We start from the raw sequence: 20,329 nt of genomic DNA, 5'->3' as shown, positions 1-20,329 counted from the left end.
CACGCAGGCAGAGGTTCTGACAGCGCTATGTCCGTCTTATCCAAGACCGCTGGGGCGCGAAAGGGTTGCGGACATCTTTGTGATAAAGTGCGATTTTCGACCCGTTCAACCCTATTGCTGGGTCAAGGGCAACAGCGTGCTGCTCTAGTTGATGTCACTGGAGCATTTGCAGGCAGTCCTATTTGTCATCGCGCAGTCCACTCACTGGCACGAACAGACTTACATGTCGGACCTGCGCCCACTTCAGGTCTGATCGGCTTAAAATTCTCGTTCGCAAGCACACTCACACGTGAATAGCTATCGGGGAAGGAGTGCAAACAAACCTCGTGGTAACGTCAGCTTCTGCCCCACGACAAATCTTGCTTTTATTGAAAAAGTGGTGAGCCGTGCAGGATTCGAACCTGCGACCCACTGATTAAAAGTTAGTTCCAATGGCTTTTCCATGGTTTTCTACGCTGCACTACAATGGTGTATAACCATTTGAAATACCTGTGTTTTTATTGAAATTCACCCATGCTCTCCTCATACTGTTTGCCACAATGTGCTTTGCCCGGTGGTTGTTAGGTGGTTGCTGTGGCTGTTTTGAGGAACCAAAGCTGATGAAATTGACTAAACGACAAATCGACAACGCCACATGCCGCGAAGATAAGACACTTTATCTTTGGGATGGCACGCTATCCGGCTTTGGCGTGAGACTTTTGCCGACCGGCTCAAAGCGGTACGTCGTAAAATACCGCTCTTACGGTGGTGGGCGCAGTGCCAAACAACGCTGGGTGACGATTGGCATTCATGGCCAAATCCCGTTCGACCAAGCAAAAGAGCACGCGCGACAAATTTTGGCGGCCGTGAAACGTGGAGCAGATCCGCAAGGGGAAAGACTAGCCATACGCGGCGCACCAAAGCTATTTGATGCATGGGAGAAATTCGAACGCGAGGAACTGGCCAACAAGAAGCCCGCGACCATCCGAGACTATACCTCATGCTGGGAACGGCACATTGGCCCAAAGTTGGGCAGTGCCAAAGCTGTAGATGTTTCGCGCTCAGACGTTAGTCGCTTACACCAGTCGCTGAGTGACACGCCATACTTAGCAAATCGAATGCTGGCCTTGTTGTCTTCATTGATGAACAGATGCGAAGCATGGGAGTGGCGAGAGCAAGGAACCAACCCGTGCCGCTATGTTAAGAAATTTGAAGAGCAATCTCGGGAACGATTCTTGTCCGGCCCCGAACTGGAACGGCTCGGTAAAGCTTTGCGCGATTTGGTAGACGAGGGCGCAATTTGGCCGGATGTAGCCAACTTAATCAGGCTATTATTGCTGACAGGTGCCCGAAGAAACGAAATCGCCACCTGTGAATGGGGGTGGATCGATTGGGAACGTCAGGTCATCTTGCTGCCCGACAGCAAAACTGGGGCGAAACCGCATTTCTTGGGAGACACTGCAATTCAAGTCTTAAAGCAACAGAAGGCGACTACACGCGATCCGGATTCGATTTATGTGTTTCCGGGCAAGAAGCAGGGTTCTTCGTTCGTCAACTTGTCAAAGCCTTGGAAGGTGATTTGCAAGGCAGCAATACTGAGGGACATCAGGATACACGATCTTCGCCACACCGCCGCCAGTATCGCAGTGGGTCAAGGTGTCGCCCTTCCGATAATTGGACGCCTGTTAGGTCATACACAAACCCAAACAACTGCACGTTACGCGCATGTTGACAGTGACCCTGCGATTGCCGCTGCGAATGCGATTGGCAGCGTTGTCGGTGAATCTATCAGCTAGAGGTAACATCTCCAACGCAGCCGTGTGACTAGAAATCACCATCAAATCAATTTGGATGGTGTTTGCCGTGAAAACTTTACAAGTGATGGTTGCACTTTGCGCTTGTAACGCACACGTTACTGGTATGTGATTAATGGTTTAGTTTGAAGGCTGTAGATGTCCGTTCCTGCTCGTAAGAGCGACAAAATCCGTGTGATTTTTAGAGAACTTCGCATGGCTGCTGGCCCAGATGTTCCAGCCGCGGATTTGGTACGGCTGGCGCATGTCATCTTCAGAACCTACAATCAAGAACCAGAAGAAAAAGACGGTGGGTTTGGAACGCCTAGGTTCAAGCCAACAATGGAAAACATGCCTGTCGACGCAGCTATGAAAGATGGAGGATGGGCAGTTTTGTTTTTTGAAATGGGATACGCAGATGCGTTCGCTAACGAAACCAAAGAGAAGCGGTTGAGTGTTGAGCGTGCAGTGCAAAAATACTTGGGGGAGCAATGGCCGCATCAACTAGTTCGGGCTTAAATCAAGCCGCTAAAGACCACCTACTGGAAGGCAAGCCACTTACCAGGCTGGAAGCATTGATTCTGTTTGGTGTCTCGAATCTTCCAGAACTCGTTTACGAGATGAGAAAACAAGGCTGGGTCGTGGAACCCAAAAAAATCCCATATGCGACCGCCATGGTCAGAGTGAACGAGTACGCGGTTCTCAAACCCCCAAAAAACCTGCCCATTAGGGAAATAATGCTAACGGAGTACCGGGTTAGCAAGTGAGACGCCTATTTAGCGCGAGACAAAGGTTCATACTGAAACTGCTAGCCGGTGGGAGATGCAGAAATTGCGGTGGCAGGTTAGGCAAAGATTTCCATGCGGATCACAAAGTTCCGTACTCTAAAGGCGGAAAAACAACTGTCGTTAATGGGCAAGCGCTTTGCCCAAAGTGTAATTTGAAGAAAGGGAATAAGTTGCTGCGACTAAGGGATTGGCAAGAACAAGCGCTGAAGAAGTGCTTGAAGTGGCTTCTTGAAACGAAGGAAGACAAGCATTTTTTGATAAATGCTGCTCCAGGGGCCGGCAAAACCAAGGCCGCCTGTGCAATTGCTCAGAAACTGTTCGAACTTGGCGAGATTGACCGAGTAATAGTTATTGCCCCGAGGGTCGAAGTTGTAAACCAATGGGGTAAGGATTTTCACCAGATTACCGGCCGGTTCATGGCCAAAGTCACGGGTGCAGACTCCGATATTGAGATAGATGTTTGTGCGACTTGGGGAGCGATTCAAGGTCTACAAGACGCCTTCCAAACGGTCTGCCGAAGCTCCAGAGTTCTGGTCATTTGTGACGAACACCATCACGCAGCAGTTTCGGCAGCTTGGGGCGATAGCGCAGACTCCGCTTTCGCTGCCGCTCGATTTGTGTTGGTACTGACAGGCACCCCAATTCGCTCCGATGCAAAAAGTTCTGTCTGGATGGCATATGACGATCAGGGGGCAATAGATCATCCAGAAGACGGATCTTACACTCTATCATATGGCGAAGCAGTTGATTTGGAATACTGCCGCCCTACGACCTTTCATCGTCACGAAGGCATCTTCACTGTTGACCTTGAAGATGGCGAGACAGTTAACGTTACAAGCCAATCGCCGGCAGAGCTTACTCCTACAATGAAACGCATTCCGGGCCTTCAAAGGGCTCTGGACTTCTATCGCCTTGCCTGCGCTCCACAATATGAAGAAGACGATGTCACGCCTCGCGCGGACGGTTATCAAGGCACGATGCTCGATTGGGCTAGTTCGAAGTTGTCAGACCTGCGCTATAGAATGCCTAATGCTGGCGGCTTGGTCATCGCTCCATCCATACAGATGGCCGAGTATATGATGAAGCTCATCGAGCTTGTTGAAGGGGAAGCCCCGATTCTCGTTCATTCTCAGATTTCCAATGCCGAAAACAAGATCGAGGCCTTCCGTCATACTGACAAGCGATGGATCGTGTCAGTCGGAATGATAGCAGAGGGAGTCGATATCACCAGATTGAGGGTATTGATCTACCTGCCAAAAGCAATGACCGAACTGTCGTTTAGGCAAGCAGTCGGTCGGGTGGTTAGGAGCAATGGAGCGGACGATGATACACGGGCGTACGTCGTTATGCCCTCGTTTAACGTTTTTGAAGAATTTGCCCGGCGGGTAGAAGAGGAAATGTCTCCCGGCAAGCGTGTGGACACAGGAAAAGTCAAAACAAAAAAATGTCCATCTTGCACTACAGAATGCGCTTTGGGAGACAAGTTTTGCGAAGTGTGTGGTCATGAGTTTCCTCAAGCGATCGCAAAATTTAAGCCCTGTTTAGGTTGTGGTGGGCTAAATCGCTTAAGCGCCCGCGAATGTCAGCATTGCGGCAAAACTTTTGAGACTTCGTTTGTTCTGACATTGGATGACGCGTTGCGGACAGGTGCTATTGTTCGTGGTTTAGATATTGATGAAGATGACGTCATTGAAGGCGAACAAATGGCAGACAAAGTCAGAGAGCGAGTTAAGAATACAGGCGACGCAAAACTAGTCCGTATTATGAAGCAGATTCCTGAAGAAAGCTTTGGATTGTTCAAGAAGATGTTCCAGGAGGACGGTTAGTGTTTTAGAAGCGCTTGCGTTCCTTGGTTTTCATTTTGGAGTTCTGAAAGTGGTGCTGCCAAAGCATTGAATTGACCGCAAATGAAGAAGGCACCCAGCAGTCTGCTCGCATTATTTGCGAGCTTCCCTGCTGGGTTGATGGAATAATCTGGATCAGGTCCGAATCCTTGCAGTACTCTTTCAAGCAGGTTCAATTTGTCTATGCTTGAGTTCTCTATCGCTTGTTGCATTTGTATTCCAAACTCTGTCAGGGAATCTGAGAGTTGAAACGGGTGCAGTCCTGCCGGTCCGCGATGTGCCCAAACGCGCTGTAGGGAAGTACCATCAAGGTTCTTTAGCTCTTTCTCTAATACTGAGGCAGGTGAACGGTCGACTTCACCGAGTTCTTCAGCCAAAAAAGAAACGAGGTCCTGATTGAGTGGAACCTCAAGAATTTTCTTGGCAGTACCAAACCAGAAATTGCACCTCCATAGTTCACCCGGAATGTCAGTGCCTCGGTTTGTCAGCTCGAAGCGTACCCCACTGCCAAAATTCAATTTGTCTATTGAAAAGCGATAGTGCCGGTGAGGTGAGTAAATACGTTTACGATCAAATTCAAATTCTTCGGGGCGCTGTTCATAGCCAATGGAGTTCAAGCGATCGCTGCGCTGGCTCAGGGTTTTTAAGTCTAGTCCGGTGTTAGTGACCAAACAACCGATGGAAAAGCTCAAAGTTGGCGGGATTGCGTTCCCAATTTGCTTGATTTTTCCAGCATAAGAATTCGAACAAAATTCGTAGGTTATTGGAAACCCCTGAAGGCATGCCCGCTCTCTAATTGATAGTCGACGAAAGCGCCGACTATCGCTTCGATCTCGGACGATAATACTCTCTCGCGAAACACGAGTACAGGTGGCGGTTAAAGTACGGGAAGGTACTGTCTCGTTGTCCGGAAAGCTCATTTTGTTGTAGATATGGTGCGAAGTTTTGAGTGTCCGGTTGATCCGTTCTTCTTCGCCGTCCAAACACTCTTCAAGTCCTAAATCGGAGACATCTGATCGACGGATTTTGATGCCGTAGACGGGGTCTTGAATGGTTGCGTTGCCTCCCGAAACTGCGTCGATAACTTCACCAAGCGTGGTGACCTTTTCACGCTCCTGTTTCGCTAAGGAAGCGAAGTCGAGATTTCCTATCAACGCTCGCCTGCGGCGCTGAGGTGTGCCGAAAAGTTCGGCTTTTGCTACGAAGAACTGAGGCTTTAGGTGAGAGTATTGGTGAAATGCTCCACCCTCCTCAAAGCACTCCTTTACGATTTTAACAGTTCGAGGCACATTTTCCATCACCCACCAACGGGGTTTGAGATAATCGACAACCTCCAAGAATTTCTTGATGTGCTCCAGCCCTTTCTGAAGATCACCTTGCCCTCCACGATTTGAAAACGAAAATTGAGTGCAAGGAGGACTGCCTACAACCAATTCGATGTCCTCTGGGAGGTCGTCCAGCTTTAGCTTGAGAATATCGCATTGATCGCAGTCATGTCTTGAATTCAGATGGTTTGTCTTGATGGCAAACTTGTCAATTTCGTAGGATTTTACGATTTGGATGCCGCACAACTGCAGGCCGCAAGACCATCCGCCTACGCCGCTATACAAGTCAATTGCCCGCATTTTTTGTACCTCCAAGACTGACTTGACACTACAATGCGAAGAAGTAAAGATCTACTGGTTTCTGGTAGTTGATATGTACCTAATTCCCGCATTTTCGGACCCTTCTTAACGGGGCTCTCAAACAAACGCCTTTGATAGCAAAGTTCGAATTATCCATCAGCGCGCATCGAACGACAAAACAGTGAAGACGAATTGCCCTAGCAAGCAAAGCCCGTTTTCAGGCAGGGCTGGATATTAGGCATCCCAAATCCTCTGACGTTCGTTGTGCGTAGATCGCAGAAGCCTAGTGTTTTGAATTCTTAGCCGCTTAATACTCTATAAACACGAGAGCATGGCGCTGAACTTGGTCTTGAAGGCGCAGTCGTCGGCAGGCAAGTCCTTTACGACAAAAGCCGCTTTGCGGCTGTCCGGTACAGCGATGAAGGACCTCTCGTCGCTGTCAGCACGGGCAATCGTTTACGACGAACCCGGTTCATATGCACATGTCATGGTCTTTCTGGAAGAAGGCGAGGCATTGGTCCGAAGAGGCGACGAAAAGAACGATGTCGCTGAGATGCTGCGGCTGATGCTGTCCGAGGGGAGGTTGCGCCATGCCACGGTGGAGCGCGATCCGGACACGGGACGACTGACGACACGGTGGATTGAACAGGAGGGGCCTACAGGTTTGATCACGACGACCACACGGGGGCATCTGGATTCCGAAATTGAAACCCGCATGCTGTCGATCTGGCTGGATGAAAGCGAACGCCAAACGAAGGCAGTCATGAAGGCAGCGGCGAAGGCCGCAGCTGGGCTGGCGGACGCGGACGTGGATTTCGGCCTTTGGGATACCTTCGCAGAGTATGTTCGTCTGGGGCCGCGCGAAGTCGTGGTTCCCTTCGCACCGGCATTGGCCGAACTGATGCCTTCCCGGGCTGTTCGGGCGCGGCGTGACCTGTCGTCCATTCTGGCCTTGGTCAAAGCGTCAGCAATGGTTCACCGCGCTGGGCGAAACGTCGATCAAGAAGGCCGTCTGGTCGCGCAGCTTGAGGATTACGATGCCGCCTTGCACTGCATCGGGGATGCTGTGGCCGAAGCCCATGGACTGAAGCTGACCGAGAATGCGGAAGCGTTGCTTACGCTTCTGCGGGACAAGCTGGTAAAGCCTCTGTGTGAGACTCTGGCGCATCCTGACGGGACACCAGGGAAGACGTGCTGGGATGATAAGCGGGGGCGTCCCTATGTTGTATCGGTGCCGCCCAGCGCCGCTCAAGTTAATGTATCGCTGCCGACGATGCACTGGACCGGATTGTTCGTCGGATACGAAATGGATAGGAGCGGAAACTACGCGCCTTATGTTCGGGGGTCCGAGCGCCAACTAGTAAAGGCGCTAGGTGTGGCCAAAACTACACTTCACCGCCACCGTACGCATGCCGAGGCGGAGGGTCTGATCGAATATGAGGACGCCAACCGGCCCAGGCAGGGCCGGGGCGGTTCCTTCAAGGTCACAGAAGACGCTTGGGATGCTCTGGCAAATTTCGGCGGGGTCGGATTGCCGTCATCCGATCAAATCAAATTGAAGATGGCGGACAAGGATGAAACTGACGACATCTGGTAACAGATCGTGGCTATTGCGTGTGTGCGCAAGCGTGCATGAGCCTCTATGGGTCCGGAATTGGTGGACCAGTGAACCAGTTTGCTTATTTTTATTTTACTTCATATACTTACGCGGTCCACTGAGTGTGGACCAGCTACCAGCATGAATTCATTGTAAAAAGCTCCAACTGGTTCACTGGTCCACGAAATACGGACTGATGGAGGGTCATATACACACGGGAGCAGAACCTCGGCGGACAGCCTTCCGAGTCCCGACTGTGCTAAAAGCACGATTACTACCGGCTGGAGCTTTTGCTCCGCTAAGTCACACTGGGTGAAACAAACCACGAGCGTTCCGCCGATGGCTTCCACTATTGTAAGGCCAAGAAGTCTGAACAGGCAGACCGCTTTACCACCGCCGCGTAGCAATCGACCTTCGTGGGCGACAGTCTATTTCGCGCTGAAGCTCGGGCTGAGGTCTGCATCAAATCCATCTGGCTTGAAGTAATCCCCGATACCCGAAGCATAGACTTCCATTGCCTCTATCAGGCTTATGTAGGTCCCCTTGTTCTCGTGAATGAAGTTCCCGTCATGCAAATAGATAGTGGTTATTCCCCAGTTATTAATCGGCGCATTCTCAATCTTGCACACGACAACGATGCAATCGCTTCGTCTGTCGCGGCAGCCTTCGACAACAAAGGACTTCCCATATTCGTTTGAGGAAAATACCTCTCCGAACCTTAGCGCTCTGGAATAGTCGTCGAGCGTACCGCCTAAATCCTGCTTTGGGCAAAGAAGGAACTCTGATGGAGTAACCCAGTCCGCTTGCAAAGCACCTTCAGTAAGCGATCTAGTAATTTCTGGCAGTTTCGGTGGCTCGACTTGGGAACGGTGTTCGAAGAGCCATTCTCCAAGACTGCCACCGGACGACGACTTCGTGCTTTTGGCCCAAGCCTCGAGCTTCCTTCTGCTGGCCGCCGCCTCAGATGAAGAGACTGCCCGCATCCAGTCAAATTGTCCTGGCAAGGGTTTGGCCTTTGGCTTTTTAGGGTCAGCGAAAAACTCCTCAACCGATCCATAGGCCTCGACAATACGCTTGAGAGTGATCGGATTCAGCAAGATGTTCTCCAGCTTCGTGATCCAACGCAGGTTGTTTGGTCGATTGTTCATCCTATTGGTGTCGATGTGGTCGACGATGTGTTGCTGCGTTGGGGGTTCTCCGTGAAACGCCGTTGCTACAATTCTGTGGACCGCATCACTGCCGAACATCGCATAGCCGGTATTGCCATTCTTTTTTCCAAAGGTCCAATAATCGTCGAGCTGACGGACGCGACCGCTAGGTCGCCTCCGTCGTAAGATCGCGCCATTATCGCGGACATCAAACGTATCGTCTTTGTAGGTGCATGTCCGGGTTTCCGAATAGGTGTTGATAAAGAGGTCAGACATAGCTTGGCCTTTCGTGGTGTTTCGTCGGTTTGGCCTCTAGCGTCGGACCAAGGCGACGGATTTGCTTTGGCTCGCGAGGCGAAACTTAAGGGACTATTGAGTGAGTTTGCTTGTTCGCAAAACAAGCAATCAGAGACTCAGGCAGCTTCCGGCGTTTCAGCAAAGACCAAACTGATAGGTGTCGACTGGCCCTGGGAAACGTCTGATGACCACCGAAAGACCTCAAAGGCAGCAGCTCTGTACGGTCCCAAGAAACCGCCCTTTGCCTTTCCAACGCCGTGCCAGAACTTACCGACTGGTGACGCACGCAGTTGCTCATTGGTCCGGTAAATGTAGAGGACACGCACCCCGTCGCGTACATCTAACTTCAAAGCTTCGATGAGCGTATTGAAGTTCTTGAGCAGTTGAAAAAGCGCAACCTTAGTGTCTTGGGGAAACGACTTTCGGCCTGCCAAGATGTCGCGTGCAAAGCGATCTGAGAACCCGCCAATCTCGGCTACATCGCGAGCGGAAAGTCCTAGGTAGGAACACATGGTTGCGTAAGAGGCGTCATGCCTGTGGTTTGGTGTCATCGTTTTCTCTCCTGAGCGGCGCGGCCTCGAGCCGTCTGCCGTTTCGATTATGGTGGTTCCGGAATCGGAACCTTTCTTACTACTAGTTCCGATTCCGGAACCAGTCAACCTGTTTTACGAAACCAAAGGAAGGTCGATGAACCTATTCCGGGCTTAACCATGCTGGAGATTGAATTGAAAGCTATGCTCGGCAGCACCGGAAACTCCCGAACTAACTGTGCCGAATGCCATTCGATAGAACGATTGTCAGACCCATGCAGGTCGCGTGGGTCAGACATCAACGGAGACATTGGGGCGCACATGGTGCCACTTTCGGCGAACTTCATTGATCCGCTTCCCAAGCGGTTGCACAGCAATTACCGTAGCTCCGCAGCCGTCGAGGCGGTAACATATTGATCATTCCAGTAGCTCGGCTCATCCGCACCTGCGAGCGCGGCTATGATACTTCCTGACTATGCTCCAAGAGGCCGAAACGCCTTAGCTGTTCAACCCATTCTTTGGTGGTCATGTGGCCTTGCATACGAATCCATAAAACAATCGCAAACGCATTGTGGTCCGTGTCCGCAATCCGTTTCGCCCAATTCCGATTGAACTCCATCCACACTTCTCGTGGTACATCTGCGGCTGCCCTCGACAAGGCTCGTCTGGCGATCTTGGCCATCCGGTTTCGTTCGTTTCTCGGTCCGGAGGGTGGTGCAATCCTCGTTCTTTCGTTTCTCATACGACCGCCGCCGCCATGATTGTGACATACAGTGAAACCCGGCGAACGGCATCTGCGGCACCGCCTACCGGTCTGTTTTGAGGTTGCAGTGCATTGAAGGTCGGGCCGTGCTTCTGCCGAATACCTTGCGGCGTTCATCCAATCGGCAGCGTCTGACCGGATACCGAATCGTTTCCCGTATCGAGTGACGCCATGCTTTTTCATGCGCTTATCGGTTTCGAAAGAAACTCGACTAAACCATCTGCAAAAAGAATATGTCTTGTCATCATTATTGCAGCGACCTTGGCCCGTTAGGAATATCATATTGGTACAAAGTCCGCCGTCAATTGCTGTAGGATACCGGGACGCCATGAAAACCTCAGCGAAACGGCAGCAAATAGGGTTCTTATGCAGGATTTGATCGAAAGAATGATGTTGTCGGCGCAAGCAATCCTAACAACATTGACCGCGAAAGTTCCGCCTCCGAAGCCGGTGTCTATCGGAATAGGGTTGGTGTTTCGTTTTGAGGAAAAGACGCTGCAACAAGCGGTGGTCCAAAAGCTTGCGCGGTTGGTCAGCGCACTGCACGCCGCAGAAGTTTTGTTGGAGGCAGGATACACTCAGGAGCTAGGCGCACTTCACCGTCAGATTGAAGAGACATGTGAAGACGTAACGTTCCTTGCTCTTGGCTCCCGTGAAGAAACTCTGCCTGATAGGCATCGCGAATTTCTCGAAGCATTTTATGCGGAGGATTCTATTGACGGTAAGATCACTGGCAAACCGGTAGCCAAAAAGGCAGAAGTGCCAAGGCGAAAAATCAGGGCGTACATCGCGGAAAACGCGGGAGATGGAATAAACCAAAGTCTAATGATCAGTACCAGCCTCGCTTTGCACAACGCCTATTCCGGTTACACGCACGGGGCATCGCCGAATTTAATGGAAATGTGGTCGCCCAGTTCCGGGAATTTTTGTGTGCGGGGAATGGCAGGAACAAGTATTCAGAATGGCGCAGCAAACAGCATGTATAACTATTATTACAGGTCATACATGACTTTCTGTATGGCATTGCTGCCGTTTGGTCTGTCGCGAAACGAAGAGATGACACGTTTGTTGGATGAATTCGAAGCACAGCGAAACCCATCCAAGTGAACTGATTTCTGGACAAACAAAATTGGACACCCGCAGCCCAGAGCAACGTCGCCGCATTATGCAGGCCGTGAAGAGCAAGGATACGAAGCCGGAGTTGATCGTACGGCGAGTGCTTCACAGCTTAGGATTCCGCTTCCGGCTGCACCGCAAAGACCTGCCGGGCTGTCCCGACATCACACTCCCAAAGCACCGTAAGATCATCTTCGTACACGGCTGCTTCTGGCATGCTCACGGGTGCGCCAAAGGGCAACCCCCTAAGTCTCGGCAAGAATACTGGGTGCCGAAATTACAAGCCAACGCTCGTCGTGATCGTGACAAAATTTCTGAACTTAACGCGCTCGGCTGGGAGGTTCTTGTTGTCTGGCAGTGCGAGACCAAGGATTTGGCAGCTCTATCCCATAAACTACAATCCTTTGTAGACCCGAGGTAGAATTCGATCGACATCCTGTGTTAGTCGGGGTATCAATGCGTAGTGAATCGAGCATCGAGGACGTTACAGGAATGCGCCCAATTGGAATTGATCTATTCGCCGGTGCTGGGGGGTTGAGCTTAGGCTTTGAGCAAGCCGGGTTCGATGTGGCAGCCGCTGTAGAAGTCGATCCAGTTCATTGCGCTGTACACAAATACAATTTCCCCAATACGGCAATCATTCCGAATTCAGTCGAAGGACTAAGCGCAAAGTACATTAGAAAGGTGGCCGGTATCGGCGACGCCGTCGTAGATTGCGTTTTTGGCGGCGCACCGTGCCAAGGTTTTTCATTAATAGGCCATCGGATACTCGACGATCCTCGCAACAAGCTAGTCCTTGAGTTTGTTCGAATAGTATCACAACTCAAGGCTCGCACATTTGTATTCGAGAACGTCAAAGGCCTGACAGTCGGGAAACACAAAGAGTTCCTAAACGAACTTGTCGAGGCTTTCAGAGCGGAAGGATACGTCGTTCGCGTACCTTGGAAAGTTCTGAATGCCGGTAATTTTGGAACGCCCCAGTCTAGGGAGCGACTGATTTTGGTAGGCTGCCGAGAAGGCGAAGAACTTCCAGATTATCCGATGGCGTCGAGCAACATTGCAGGTCGCAAAAAAAGGATTGACGGATTACCGGATGGACCAACCTGCCCAGATGCAGTCGGTGATCTACCTAATGCTGACGGATTTGCATCTCTGATTGGCTCCGACTCGGTCAAAACATCCAAGTTCGGGACCCCTTCGAAGTATGCGGCAGAATTGCGGTGCGTGACCAACAGCGCATGGCACTATGGATACGTTCGGGACTGGGATTCTTCACGCCTCACTTCTAGTGCGCGAACCGAACATACCGCCATCTCGCGACGTAGATTTTCGGAAACTGTTCCGGGAGCGGTAGAGCCGATCAGCCGCTTTTTTAAGTTGCCGGTACATGGCGTCTCTAACACTCTTAGAGCCGGGACTGACGGCGCGCGCGGCGCATTTACGAGTCCGAGGCCCATTCATTACAAATTCGACCGCTGCATCACCGTGCGCGAAATGGCGCGCTTACACGGTTTTCCTGATTGGTTCCGGTTCAACGTCACGAAATGGCACGGCGCGCGACAGATCGGAAACGCTGTACCACCACCTCTAGCTCGCGCAATTGCAGCTGAACTGATGAAGGCGCTTGGCTGCGAACCCGTCCGTCCTGACTCCGTTTTGCAACTTGGCGACAACGCTCTTTTGGCTTTTGATCTTACCACGGCGGCGAAACACTTTGGTGTCGATGCGCCGCCCAGTCGCCGTGACAGAAAGAGCGGAGCAAAGAAACGCAAGCAGATAGAAATCGAGCGCGAACGCTTAGCAGAGCAAGTCTCACATGGCTAAGAGAGTGAGGAACCGATACCAGGCATTAATCGAAAAAATATTCTTCGATCACTATGACGAAGGGCTTACGGCGCTTGAATTCACCCGCCAAGAAATCAAAGACGCAGCGAAATCGCTGGAAATCGTACTGCCCGACAATCTAGGCGACGTAATTTATTCGTTCCGGTTCAGAACTGAACTTCCTCCACGCGTGCTTGCTACTCAGCCGGACGGTATGGAGTGGGTGATCGAACTAGCAGGGAGGTCCCAGTACCGATTCTCACTGGTCAAGATTAATCGCATACTTCCGCGCGATGACCTTATTTGGATCGCTATACCTGATGCTACACCTGAGATTATCCGGGCATATGCACTAGACGATGAGCAGGCACTTCTTGCCATTGTCCGCTACAACCGTTTGATCGACACTTTTTTGAGCCTTACGACCTACAGCCTTCAAAACCACCTTAGAACTACGGTTAAAGGAATAGGCCAAATCGAAATTGACGAGCTTTATGTGGGTATCGACAAGCGAGGCTGTCACTACGTCATACCGGTTCAAGCTAAAGGTGGAAAAGACCAGATTGGAATTGTGCAGACGACGCAAGACATCCGTTTTGTAGAGGAAAAGTTCCCGGGTATGCGGTGCAGAGCAATCGCAGCACAATTCATGGATGACCAGATTGTTGCATTGTTCGAACTGACGCTGCAGGAGGGCGAAATCAAGGTAGTTGACGAAAAGCACTATAAGCTTGTTCCTGCCCAGAAACTCGACCCCGTCTTAATCCGAGACTATCAGAATTGATCCTTATGACCGACATACGGGACAAAGTGTTACCGTGAAAAATAGATCGCGACTTAATGTGTGTGCCGCGCACAAAGCACCAGAGTTTGCCCGATGGGTACCCTGGGGCCGGATCAATTTCAGAATAGGCTCAAATCACAACTAGAATTTCAACACGAGTGTTCCGACGCGTTCAAATGCTGCGCCAAGGGTCACATGATTCAAACCATCGCAATTTGGTCTATTTTGAGTTCCAGCCCGAACGTTGGGTAAAGTTCAACTGGACAGCGTACTGAACCGCAGAAATCAGCTTTTCGAGTTCAACCGGTAGCCTAAGGGTAGCCTAAACAGCATTTTACCCCGAAAGAGACGCAAACCACAGCACAAGAGACTGGGATTTTTTGTTTCCGATCAATCGGTTGAAGTGGTGAGCCGTGCAGGATTCGAACCTGCGACCCACTGATTAAAAGTCAGTTGCTCTACCAACTGAGCTAACGGCCCACTCTTTTGTTGGATCTGTTCGATCCGTGGCGCTCTCTAAGGTATTTTCCCGACTGGGTTCAAGCCCTTATTTTGCACCTCGTTTCACCGTCACTTAACTTGTTTCCGGCGTCCCGATAGGCGGCCTAATTAGGGAGGTGACGCGGGGGGGTCAACCCCTTTTTTCAGGAATCTGCATCGCAGGGTGGATTCCTTTCAAACGCGTGGTTATATGCCGGCCATGCAACGAATGATGACCTCTGGTTTGCCCTTCATGAAGATGCACGGGCTTGGCAATGACTTTGTCATTGTAGATGCGCGCGCGCAAAGTGTTGAGATTTCGCCTGCGCTTGCTAGGGGAATCGGGCACCGACAGTTCGGCGTGGGTTTCGACCAGCTGGCCGTGATAGAAAACGGTAACGCAGATGCGCATCTGGTGTTTTATAACGCCGACGGGTCGACCTCAGCGGCATGCGGGAACGCCACGCGCTGTATCGCCCGTTTCCTGTTGGAAGAAAGCGGCAAATCGGAACTGACGCTGACCACCGAACGCGGCACGCTTTTTGCCTGCGATGCCGGGGACGGCATGACCTCGGTGAACATGGGGCAACCGCAGCTGGAATGGAACGAGATTCCGCTGGCTGAAGAAGTTGATACACTGGAATTGCCGATCGAGGGTACTCCGACCGCGACCGGTATGGGCAATCCCCATTGCACGTTCTTTGTCGAAAACGCCGAGGCGATTCCCCTGGAAGAATTTGGCGCGCGGTACGAATATCACCCGCTGTACCCTGAGCGCACCAATGTGCAGGTGGCGCAGGTCATCGGGCCAGATCACATCCGTATGCGCGTTTGGGAGCGGGGCGTGGGAATCACGTTGGCTTCTGGCTCGTCCTCCTGCGCGACGGCTGTGGCTGCTGCCCGACTTGGTCTGACCGGGCGCAAGGTGCAGATTGATCTGGACGGTGGCACCATTTGGGTCGACTGGCGCGAAGATGGAGTCTGGATGACCGGACCCACCTGTCATGTCTTTTCGGGCACTCTGACATCGGAATTCCTGGGGTCACTGGGATGAGCGCCCCCAAATTCACCACGCTAGGCTGTCGCCTGAACGCCTATGAGACTGAGGCGATGAAAGAGCTGTCCCAGCAAGCCGGTCTGACCGACGCGGTGGTGGTGAATACCTGCGCTGTGACGGCCGAGGCCGTACGCAAGGCCCGGCAAGAGATTCGCAAACTGCGGCGTGAGAACCCCGACGCGCGGCTGATCGTGACTGGATGTGCTGCGCAGACCGAACCCGAGACCTTTTCCCGGATGGAGGAGGTCGATGCGGTGATTGGCAACACCGAAAAGATGCAGCCCGACACCTGGAAAGGCATGGCCGCGGATTTCATCGGTGAGACTGAGGCTGTGCAGGTCGATGACATCATGTCGGTGACTGAGACGGCGGGACATCTGATTGATGGGTTTGGCACCCGCTCGCGCGCTTATGTGCAGGTCCAGAACGGCTGTGACCATCGCTGCACCTTCTGCATCATTCCTTATGGCCGCGGCAACTCGCGCAGCGTCCCTGCGGGCGTGGTGGTGGATCAGATCAAGCGGCTGGTGGACCGGGGCTATAACGAGGTTGTACTGACCGGCGTTGACCTGACCTCTTGGGGCGCTGACCTGCCCGCAGAGCCCAAGCTGGGCGATTTGGTCATGCGCATCCTGAAACTGGTGCCTGACCTGCCGCGGCTGAGGATCAGCTCCATCGACTCGATCGAAGTGGATGAGAACCTGATGCAGGCCATCGCAACCGAACCACGCCTGATGCCGCATCTGCACCTGTCGCTACAGCACGGGGATGACCTGATCCTGAAGCGGATGAAGCGCCGCCACCTGCGCGACGATGCCATCCGTTTCACGCAAGAGGCTCGCAAGCTGCGCCCCGAGATGACCTTTGGCGCCGACATTATCGCAGGCTTCCCGACCGAAACCGAGGCGCATTTCGAAAACTCGCTGAAGCTGGTCAGTGACTGCGATCTGACCTGGTTGCACGTTTTCCCCTATTCCAAGCGCGATGGCACACCAGCGGCCCGCATACCGCAGCAGATCAACGGGAACATTATCAAGGACCGCGCCGCCCGTCTGCGTGCGGCGGGTGAGGCGCAGGTCGCAAAACACCTGACCGCCCAGATCGGCAAGACCCATCACATCCTGATGGAAAACCCGCATATGGGCCGGACCGAGCAGTTCACCGAGGTCGCGTTCAACACCCCGCATACCGAGGGGCAGATTGTGACGGCCAAAGTGCTAGGGCGCTCAGACACACAGCTGACTGCCTGAGGTAAAGCTGCTTAGGTGGTGACCGCAGACACCGCTGCGGTGTCATAGAATTCCTCGTATTCACAGACCAGCCCGTCGCGAAACCGGCAAATGATCAAAATCGGCGTCTCTACCGTCTTGCCAGTGCCTTTATGCGTCCAGGCACAGGCGCCGATGCCGACAACACGGTCATCCTGTGCAATGGTGTCTTTCAGGGTCCAATGCTGCATCTCGAATGCGGCAGTCAGATCTTCCAGATATTCCTGCATCTCGGCCCGACCATCGCGCCCACGGCTGAAATCCAGCCCGTATTGGCCCCGGCCCAGCGAACGCATGCACAGATCCTCGGTCGTGTATTTTTCCCACATACCGATATCTGAAGCCTTGCAATCGTTCCATTCCGCAAAGGCTTTCCGCATCTTTTCGACATTGCTCTGCGTGTCCATAATTCGTTCTCCCAAATGTAATGCGCTGAAAATTTGCTGCCCCAAAAACAACAAAGGACGAGGCGAGTATAACACCGGCAGCCAGCCGAACAAAAAAGGCCCGGTGTCGAACACCGGGCCTCGTAGCATTCAGAAGCAAAATCCGATCAGACGGTCTTCTTGCCTTTCACACCTGCCCACAGGCGCTTGTTGACCAGGTACAACAGCACCGACAACAGCGACAGGAAGATCACACCGACGAAGCCGGAGTACTTACGCTCCATCATCTTCGGCTCGGCCGTCCACATCAGGAAGGCCGCGATGTCTTCGGACAAGGCTTCGACCGTGGCCGGGTGACCGTCAGCGAATTCCACCTGATCTTCGGCCAGGGGCGGTGCCATCGAAATCCAGCCGCCTGGGAAGGCGGTGTTTTCGTACAGGATCGTGCCGGCCTCTTCTTTTTCATGGCCAGTATAGCCATCCAGCAGCGAGGCGATGTATTCCGCGCCACCCATGCCTTTGAAGAACTGGTTGATGCCCAGACCGTAAGGACCGTGGAAGCCCGCACGGGCCTTGGCCATCAGGCTCAGGTCCGGTGCGCCAACGCCGTCATTTGCCGGGAAGTGATCGGTCGGAATGGCCGGACGGAAATCGTCCAGCTCGGGGTCGAACACTTCGAAGTTGCCCGCCGCATAGGCGATGACTTCTTCTTCCGAATAGCCCAGCGCTTCAAGGTCGCGCAGGGGCACGTATCTCAGGCCGTGGCAAGCCGCGCAAACCTCGGTATAGACTTGAAGACCGCGCTGCAGCTGGTTCTGATCCCAGGTGCCAAACGGCCCCTCGAACGAGAAGTGGAAGTCCTCGATATGCTGTTCGCCGCCGCCTGCCGCGTAGGACGCAGCAGGAGCAAGGGCGAGAGCAAACGCGGCACCGATTGCAAGTTTCTTGAACATGTTTCCGGTCCCTCTTCTTACTCGGCCGGCGTGGCGTCGGCGTCAGCCTTGCCATAATGCGCGTTGAAGTCTTCTTCGATGGTCTCGGGCTGGGCCAGAGGTTTCTCGATCACGCCAAGGATCGGCAGGATCACGAAGAAATAAGCGAACCAGTAGGCGGACGCGATCAGCGAGAAGGTCGCATAGGGCTCTTCCGCGGGCATCGCACCCAGCCACATCAGGGCAAAGAAATCGATGATCAGCAGGTAGAACCACCATTTGAACAGCGGGCGGTATTTGCCCGAACGCACAGTCGACGTGTCCAGCCAGGGCGCCAGCGCCATGGCCAGGATCGCACCGAACATCGCGATCACACCAAAGAATTTGGCGTCAACAATGCCGCCGGTGATGAAGCTGGCGAACTGCACGACCCAGACCTCACCAGTGAAGGCACGCAGGATCGCGTAGAACGGCAGGAAGTACCATTCGGGCACGATGTGCGCAGGCGTCACCAGCGGATTGGCTTCGATGTAGTTGTCCGGGTGGCCCAGATAGTTCGGCATGAAACCGACGACCGCCCAGAACACAACCAGGATCACAGCCAGTGCGAACAGATCCTTGATCACAAAGTACGGCCAGAACGGCAGCGTGTCTTTCTCGGCTTCGGCTTTCGAACCGCGGCGCACTTCAACACCTGTTGGGTTGTTGTTGCCAGTGGTGTGGAAGGCCCAGATATGCACGATCACCAGCGCCGCAATGACAAACGGCAGCAGGTAGTGCAGCGAGAAGAAGCGGTTCAGCGTGGCGTTGTCCACCGCGGGTCCGCCCAGCAGCCAGGTCTGGATCGCATCACCCACGAACGGGATCGCGCCAAACAGGCCGGTGATCACGGTTGCACCCCAGAAGGACATCTGACCCCAAGGCAGAACGTAGCCCATGAAGGCGGTGCCCATCATCATCAGGTAAATCAGCATCCCGATGATCCACGTGATCTCACGCGGGGCTTTGTACGAGCCGTAGAACAGGCCACGGAAGATGTGGATGTATACCGCAACAAAGAACAGCGATGCGCCATTCATGTGTAGGTAGCGCAGCATATAGCCGCCATTCACGTTGCGCATGATGTGTTCGATGCTGGCAAAAGCCAGATCGACATGCGGGGTGTAGTGCATCACCAGAACGATACCGGTGACAATTTGCAGCGCCAGGCAGAACGCCAGGACGATGCCCCAGATCCACCACCAGTTCAGGTTCTTAGGCGTTGGGATCATAAGGGTGTCATACAGCAGGCCGACGATCGGCAGACGGCTGTTCAGCCACTTCTCGCCATTTGTCTTCGGCTCGTAATGATCGTGGGGAATTCCGGACATCTGGGTCTCCCTTAGCCGAGCTTGATGGTTGTCGCATCCACCCATTCAACGGGCGGAACGGGCAGGTTTTCAGGCGCGGGGCCTTTGCGGATACGACCGGCAAGGTCATAGTGCGAACCGTGGCAGGGGCAGAACCAGCCACCGAAATCACCCGCATCGCCCAGAGGGACACAGCCCAGGTGGGTGCAAACGCCCATCTGAACAATCCATGCGCCGGGCGCTTCGCCTTCGGGCGACGGCATCACGCGGTTGGCATCCGTTGCGGGCGCATCGGCAGGCAGGTTGAAGTTGCGCGCCAGCGGATCAGGCAGTGCATCTACGCCTTCGGCGTCCTGTTCCTGAGCCTCTTGGATCTCAGCACCGGTACGGTGACGGATAAATACAGGCTTGCCCAGCCATTTGACGGTCAGCTGCGTGCCCGGCTCGACACCGCTGACGTCCTGGCGAATCGAGGACAGCGCCTGAACGTCTGCCGATGGGTTCATTTGGTTGATCAGGGGCCATACGGCTGCACCCGTCGCAACGACACCTGCGCCGCCTGCGACGTAGTAGAGGAAATCTCTGCGGGTGCCTTCGTGGTCTTCTGCGTGGGACACGAGGTTTTCTCCGATTCCGGCGCCCGCGATTGCGGGCAAACATGCATCAGCACCGCATCAAAGCGGCGTCTCATCGCGGCTATCTAGCCGGGAGAAATCGGTTCGTCCAGCGGTCATAGGCGCGCAGGACGCCTCAACAGGGCATTCATGTC

At 53.3% G+C, this 20,329-nt stretch carries 18 protein-coding genes and 1 tRNA gene; 11 read left to right on the top strand and 8 right to left on the bottom strand.

The features are described from left to right. Positions 1 to 599 precede the first annotated feature (599 nt). The 4 genes from ACR0B0_RS10295 (at position 600) to ACR0B0_RS10280 (ending at position 4,386) form a co-directional block, all read left to right on the top strand. A complete protein-coding gene (locus ACR0B0_RS10295; RefSeq protein WP_480647640.1) occupies positions 600 to 1,775 on the top strand; it encodes a tyrosine-type recombinase/integrase in 1,176 nt (391 codons plus the stop codon). A gap of 156 nt (positions 1,776 to 1,931) precedes the next feature. Continuing rightward, positions 1,932 to 2,291, top strand: a complete 360-nt coding sequence (locus ACR0B0_RS10290; RefSeq protein ID WP_480647638.1) for a hypothetical protein — start codon at positions 1,932 to 1,934, stop codon at positions 2,289 to 2,291. Beyond that, on the top strand, positions 2,264 to 2,539 hold the full coding sequence (locus ACR0B0_RS10285) for a helix-turn-helix domain-containing protein (RefSeq protein WP_480647636.1): 276 nt from the start codon (positions 2,264 to 2,266) through the stop codon (positions 2,537 to 2,539). Before ACR0B0_RS10290 ends, ACR0B0_RS10285 begins: the two co-directional genes overlap by 28 nt. Continuing rightward, positions 2,536 to 4,386, top strand: coding sequence for a DEAD/DEAH box helicase family protein (locus ACR0B0_RS10280; protein WP_480647634.1), 1,851 nt, complete (start codon positions 2,536 to 2,538; stop codon positions 4,384 to 4,386). The genes ACR0B0_RS10285 and ACR0B0_RS10280 overlap by 4 nt, the downstream gene beginning before the upstream one ends. On the opposite strand, the gene ACR0B0_RS10275 is transcribed toward ACR0B0_RS10280, so the two are convergent. After that, positions 4,383 to 6,029, bottom strand: coding sequence for a DNA cytosine methyltransferase (locus ACR0B0_RS10275; protein WP_480647632.1), 1,647 nt, complete (start codon positions 6,027 to 6,029; stop codon positions 4,383 to 4,385). The two genes, ACR0B0_RS10280 and ACR0B0_RS10275, sit on opposite strands and share 4 nt — an antisense overlap. Positions 6,030 to 6,360: 331 nt before the next feature. On the opposite strand from ACR0B0_RS10275, the gene ACR0B0_RS10270 reads away from it, so the two are divergent. After that, positions 6,361 to 7,626 (top strand): hypothetical protein, encoded by a 1,266-nt coding sequence (locus tag ACR0B0_RS10270; RefSeq protein WP_480647630.1) that lies wholly within the window; start codon positions 6,361 to 6,363, stop codon positions 7,624 to 7,626. 428 nt (positions 7,627 to 8,054) lie between these two features. Here the strand turns inward: ACR0B0_RS10270 and ACR0B0_RS10265 are convergent, their stop codons facing one another. Beyond that, positions 8,055 to 9,050, bottom strand: a complete 996-nt coding sequence (locus tag ACR0B0_RS10265; RefSeq protein WP_480647628.1) for an HNH endonuclease signature motif containing protein — start codon at positions 9,048 to 9,050, stop codon at positions 8,055 to 8,057. 137 nt (positions 9,051 to 9,187) lie between these two features. Next, a complete protein-coding gene (locus ACR0B0_RS10260) occupies positions 9,188 to 9,622 on the bottom strand; it encodes a hypothetical protein (RefSeq protein WP_480647626.1) in 435 nt (144 codons plus the stop codon). Between the two features lie 1,108 nt (positions 9,623 to 10,730). On the opposite strand from ACR0B0_RS10260, the gene ACR0B0_RS10255 reads away from it, so the two are divergent. From ACR0B0_RS10255 to ACR0B0_RS10240, 4 genes are read left to right on the top strand one after another with little or no spacing between them, the layout of a single operon-like run. Continuing rightward, positions 10,731 to 11,471 (top strand): hypothetical protein, encoded by a 741-nt coding sequence (locus ACR0B0_RS10255; RefSeq protein ID WP_480647624.1) that lies wholly within the window; start codon positions 10,731 to 10,733, stop codon positions 11,469 to 11,471. Beyond that, positions 11,437 to 11,901, top strand: a complete 465-nt coding sequence (locus ACR0B0_RS10250) for a very short patch repair endonuclease (protein ID WP_480647622.1) — start codon at positions 11,437 to 11,439, stop codon at positions 11,899 to 11,901. The genes ACR0B0_RS10255 and ACR0B0_RS10250 overlap by 35 nt, the downstream gene beginning before the upstream one ends. A gap of 35 nt (positions 11,902 to 11,936) precedes the next feature. Further along, positions 11,937 to 13,304, top strand: coding sequence for a DNA cytosine methyltransferase (locus tag ACR0B0_RS10245; protein WP_480647620.1), 1,368 nt, complete (start codon positions 11,937 to 11,939; stop codon positions 13,302 to 13,304). After that, positions 13,297 to 14,088, top strand: a complete 792-nt coding sequence (locus tag ACR0B0_RS10240) for an endonuclease (RefSeq protein WP_480647618.1) — start codon at positions 13,297 to 13,299, stop codon at positions 14,086 to 14,088. The genes ACR0B0_RS10245 and ACR0B0_RS10240 overlap by 8 nt, the downstream gene beginning before the upstream one ends. A gap of 404 nt (positions 14,089 to 14,492) precedes the next feature. Here the strand turns inward: ACR0B0_RS10240 and ACR0B0_RS10235 are convergent. Then, positions 14,493 to 14,568: transfer RNA gene (locus ACR0B0_RS10235), tRNA-Lys, on the bottom strand. Between the two features lie 211 nt (positions 14,569 to 14,779). On the opposite strand from ACR0B0_RS10235, the gene dapF reads away from it, so the two are divergent. Further along, positions 14,780 to 15,622 carry a diaminopimelate epimerase gene (dapF, locus tag ACR0B0_RS10230; protein WP_480647616.1) on the top strand — a complete coding sequence of 281 codons (843 nt, stop codon included), beginning with the start codon at positions 14,780 to 14,782 and terminating at the stop codon, positions 15,620 to 15,622. Continuing rightward, positions 15,619 to 16,875: a tRNA (N(6)-L-threonylcarbamoyladenosine(37)-C(2))-methylthiotransferase MtaB gene (gene mtaB / locus ACR0B0_RS10225; protein WP_480647614.1), complete on the top strand. Its 1,257-nt coding sequence runs from the start codon at positions 15,619 to 15,621 to the stop codon at positions 16,873 to 16,875. The genes dapF and mtaB overlap by 4 nt, the downstream gene beginning before the upstream one ends. An 11-nt stretch (positions 16,876 to 16,886) precedes the next feature. Here mtaB and ACR0B0_RS10220 read toward each other — a convergent pair whose 3' ends face one another. From ACR0B0_RS10220 to petA, 4 genes are all read right to left on the bottom strand, one after another. Next, positions 16,887 to 17,300 carry a nuclear transport factor 2 family protein gene (locus ACR0B0_RS10220; RefSeq protein WP_480647612.1) on the bottom strand — a complete coding sequence of 138 codons (414 nt, stop codon included), beginning with the start codon at positions 17,298 to 17,300 and terminating at the stop codon, positions 16,887 to 16,889. A gap of 146 nt (positions 17,301 to 17,446) precedes the next feature. Continuing rightward, the gene (locus tag ACR0B0_RS10215) at positions 17,447 to 18,232 is read right to left on the bottom strand and encodes a cytochrome c1 (RefSeq protein WP_170349662.1); all 786 of its coding nucleotides are present in this window, start codon (positions 18,230 to 18,232) and stop codon (positions 17,447 to 17,449) included. A 17-nt stretch (positions 18,233 to 18,249) separates the two neighbouring features. Next, entirely contained in the window at positions 18,250 to 19,581 is a 1,332-nt protein-coding gene (gene petB / locus ACR0B0_RS10210) for a cytochrome b (RefSeq protein ID WP_170349661.1), read from the bottom strand. A gap of 11 nt (positions 19,582 to 19,592) precedes the next feature. Continuing rightward, complete coding sequence (gene petA / locus ACR0B0_RS10205; RefSeq protein WP_170349660.1) at positions 19,593 to 20,177, bottom strand: ubiquinol-cytochrome c reductase iron-sulfur subunit; 585 nt, start codon at positions 20,175 to 20,177, stop codon at positions 19,593 to 19,595. Positions 20,178 to 20,329 lie beyond the last annotated feature (152 nt).

The organism is Ruegeria sp. BA12 (genome assembly GCF_056539625.1).
Note: the sequence above shows the minus strand (reverse complement) of the source record. Positions and strands in the feature narration are given on the sequence as shown.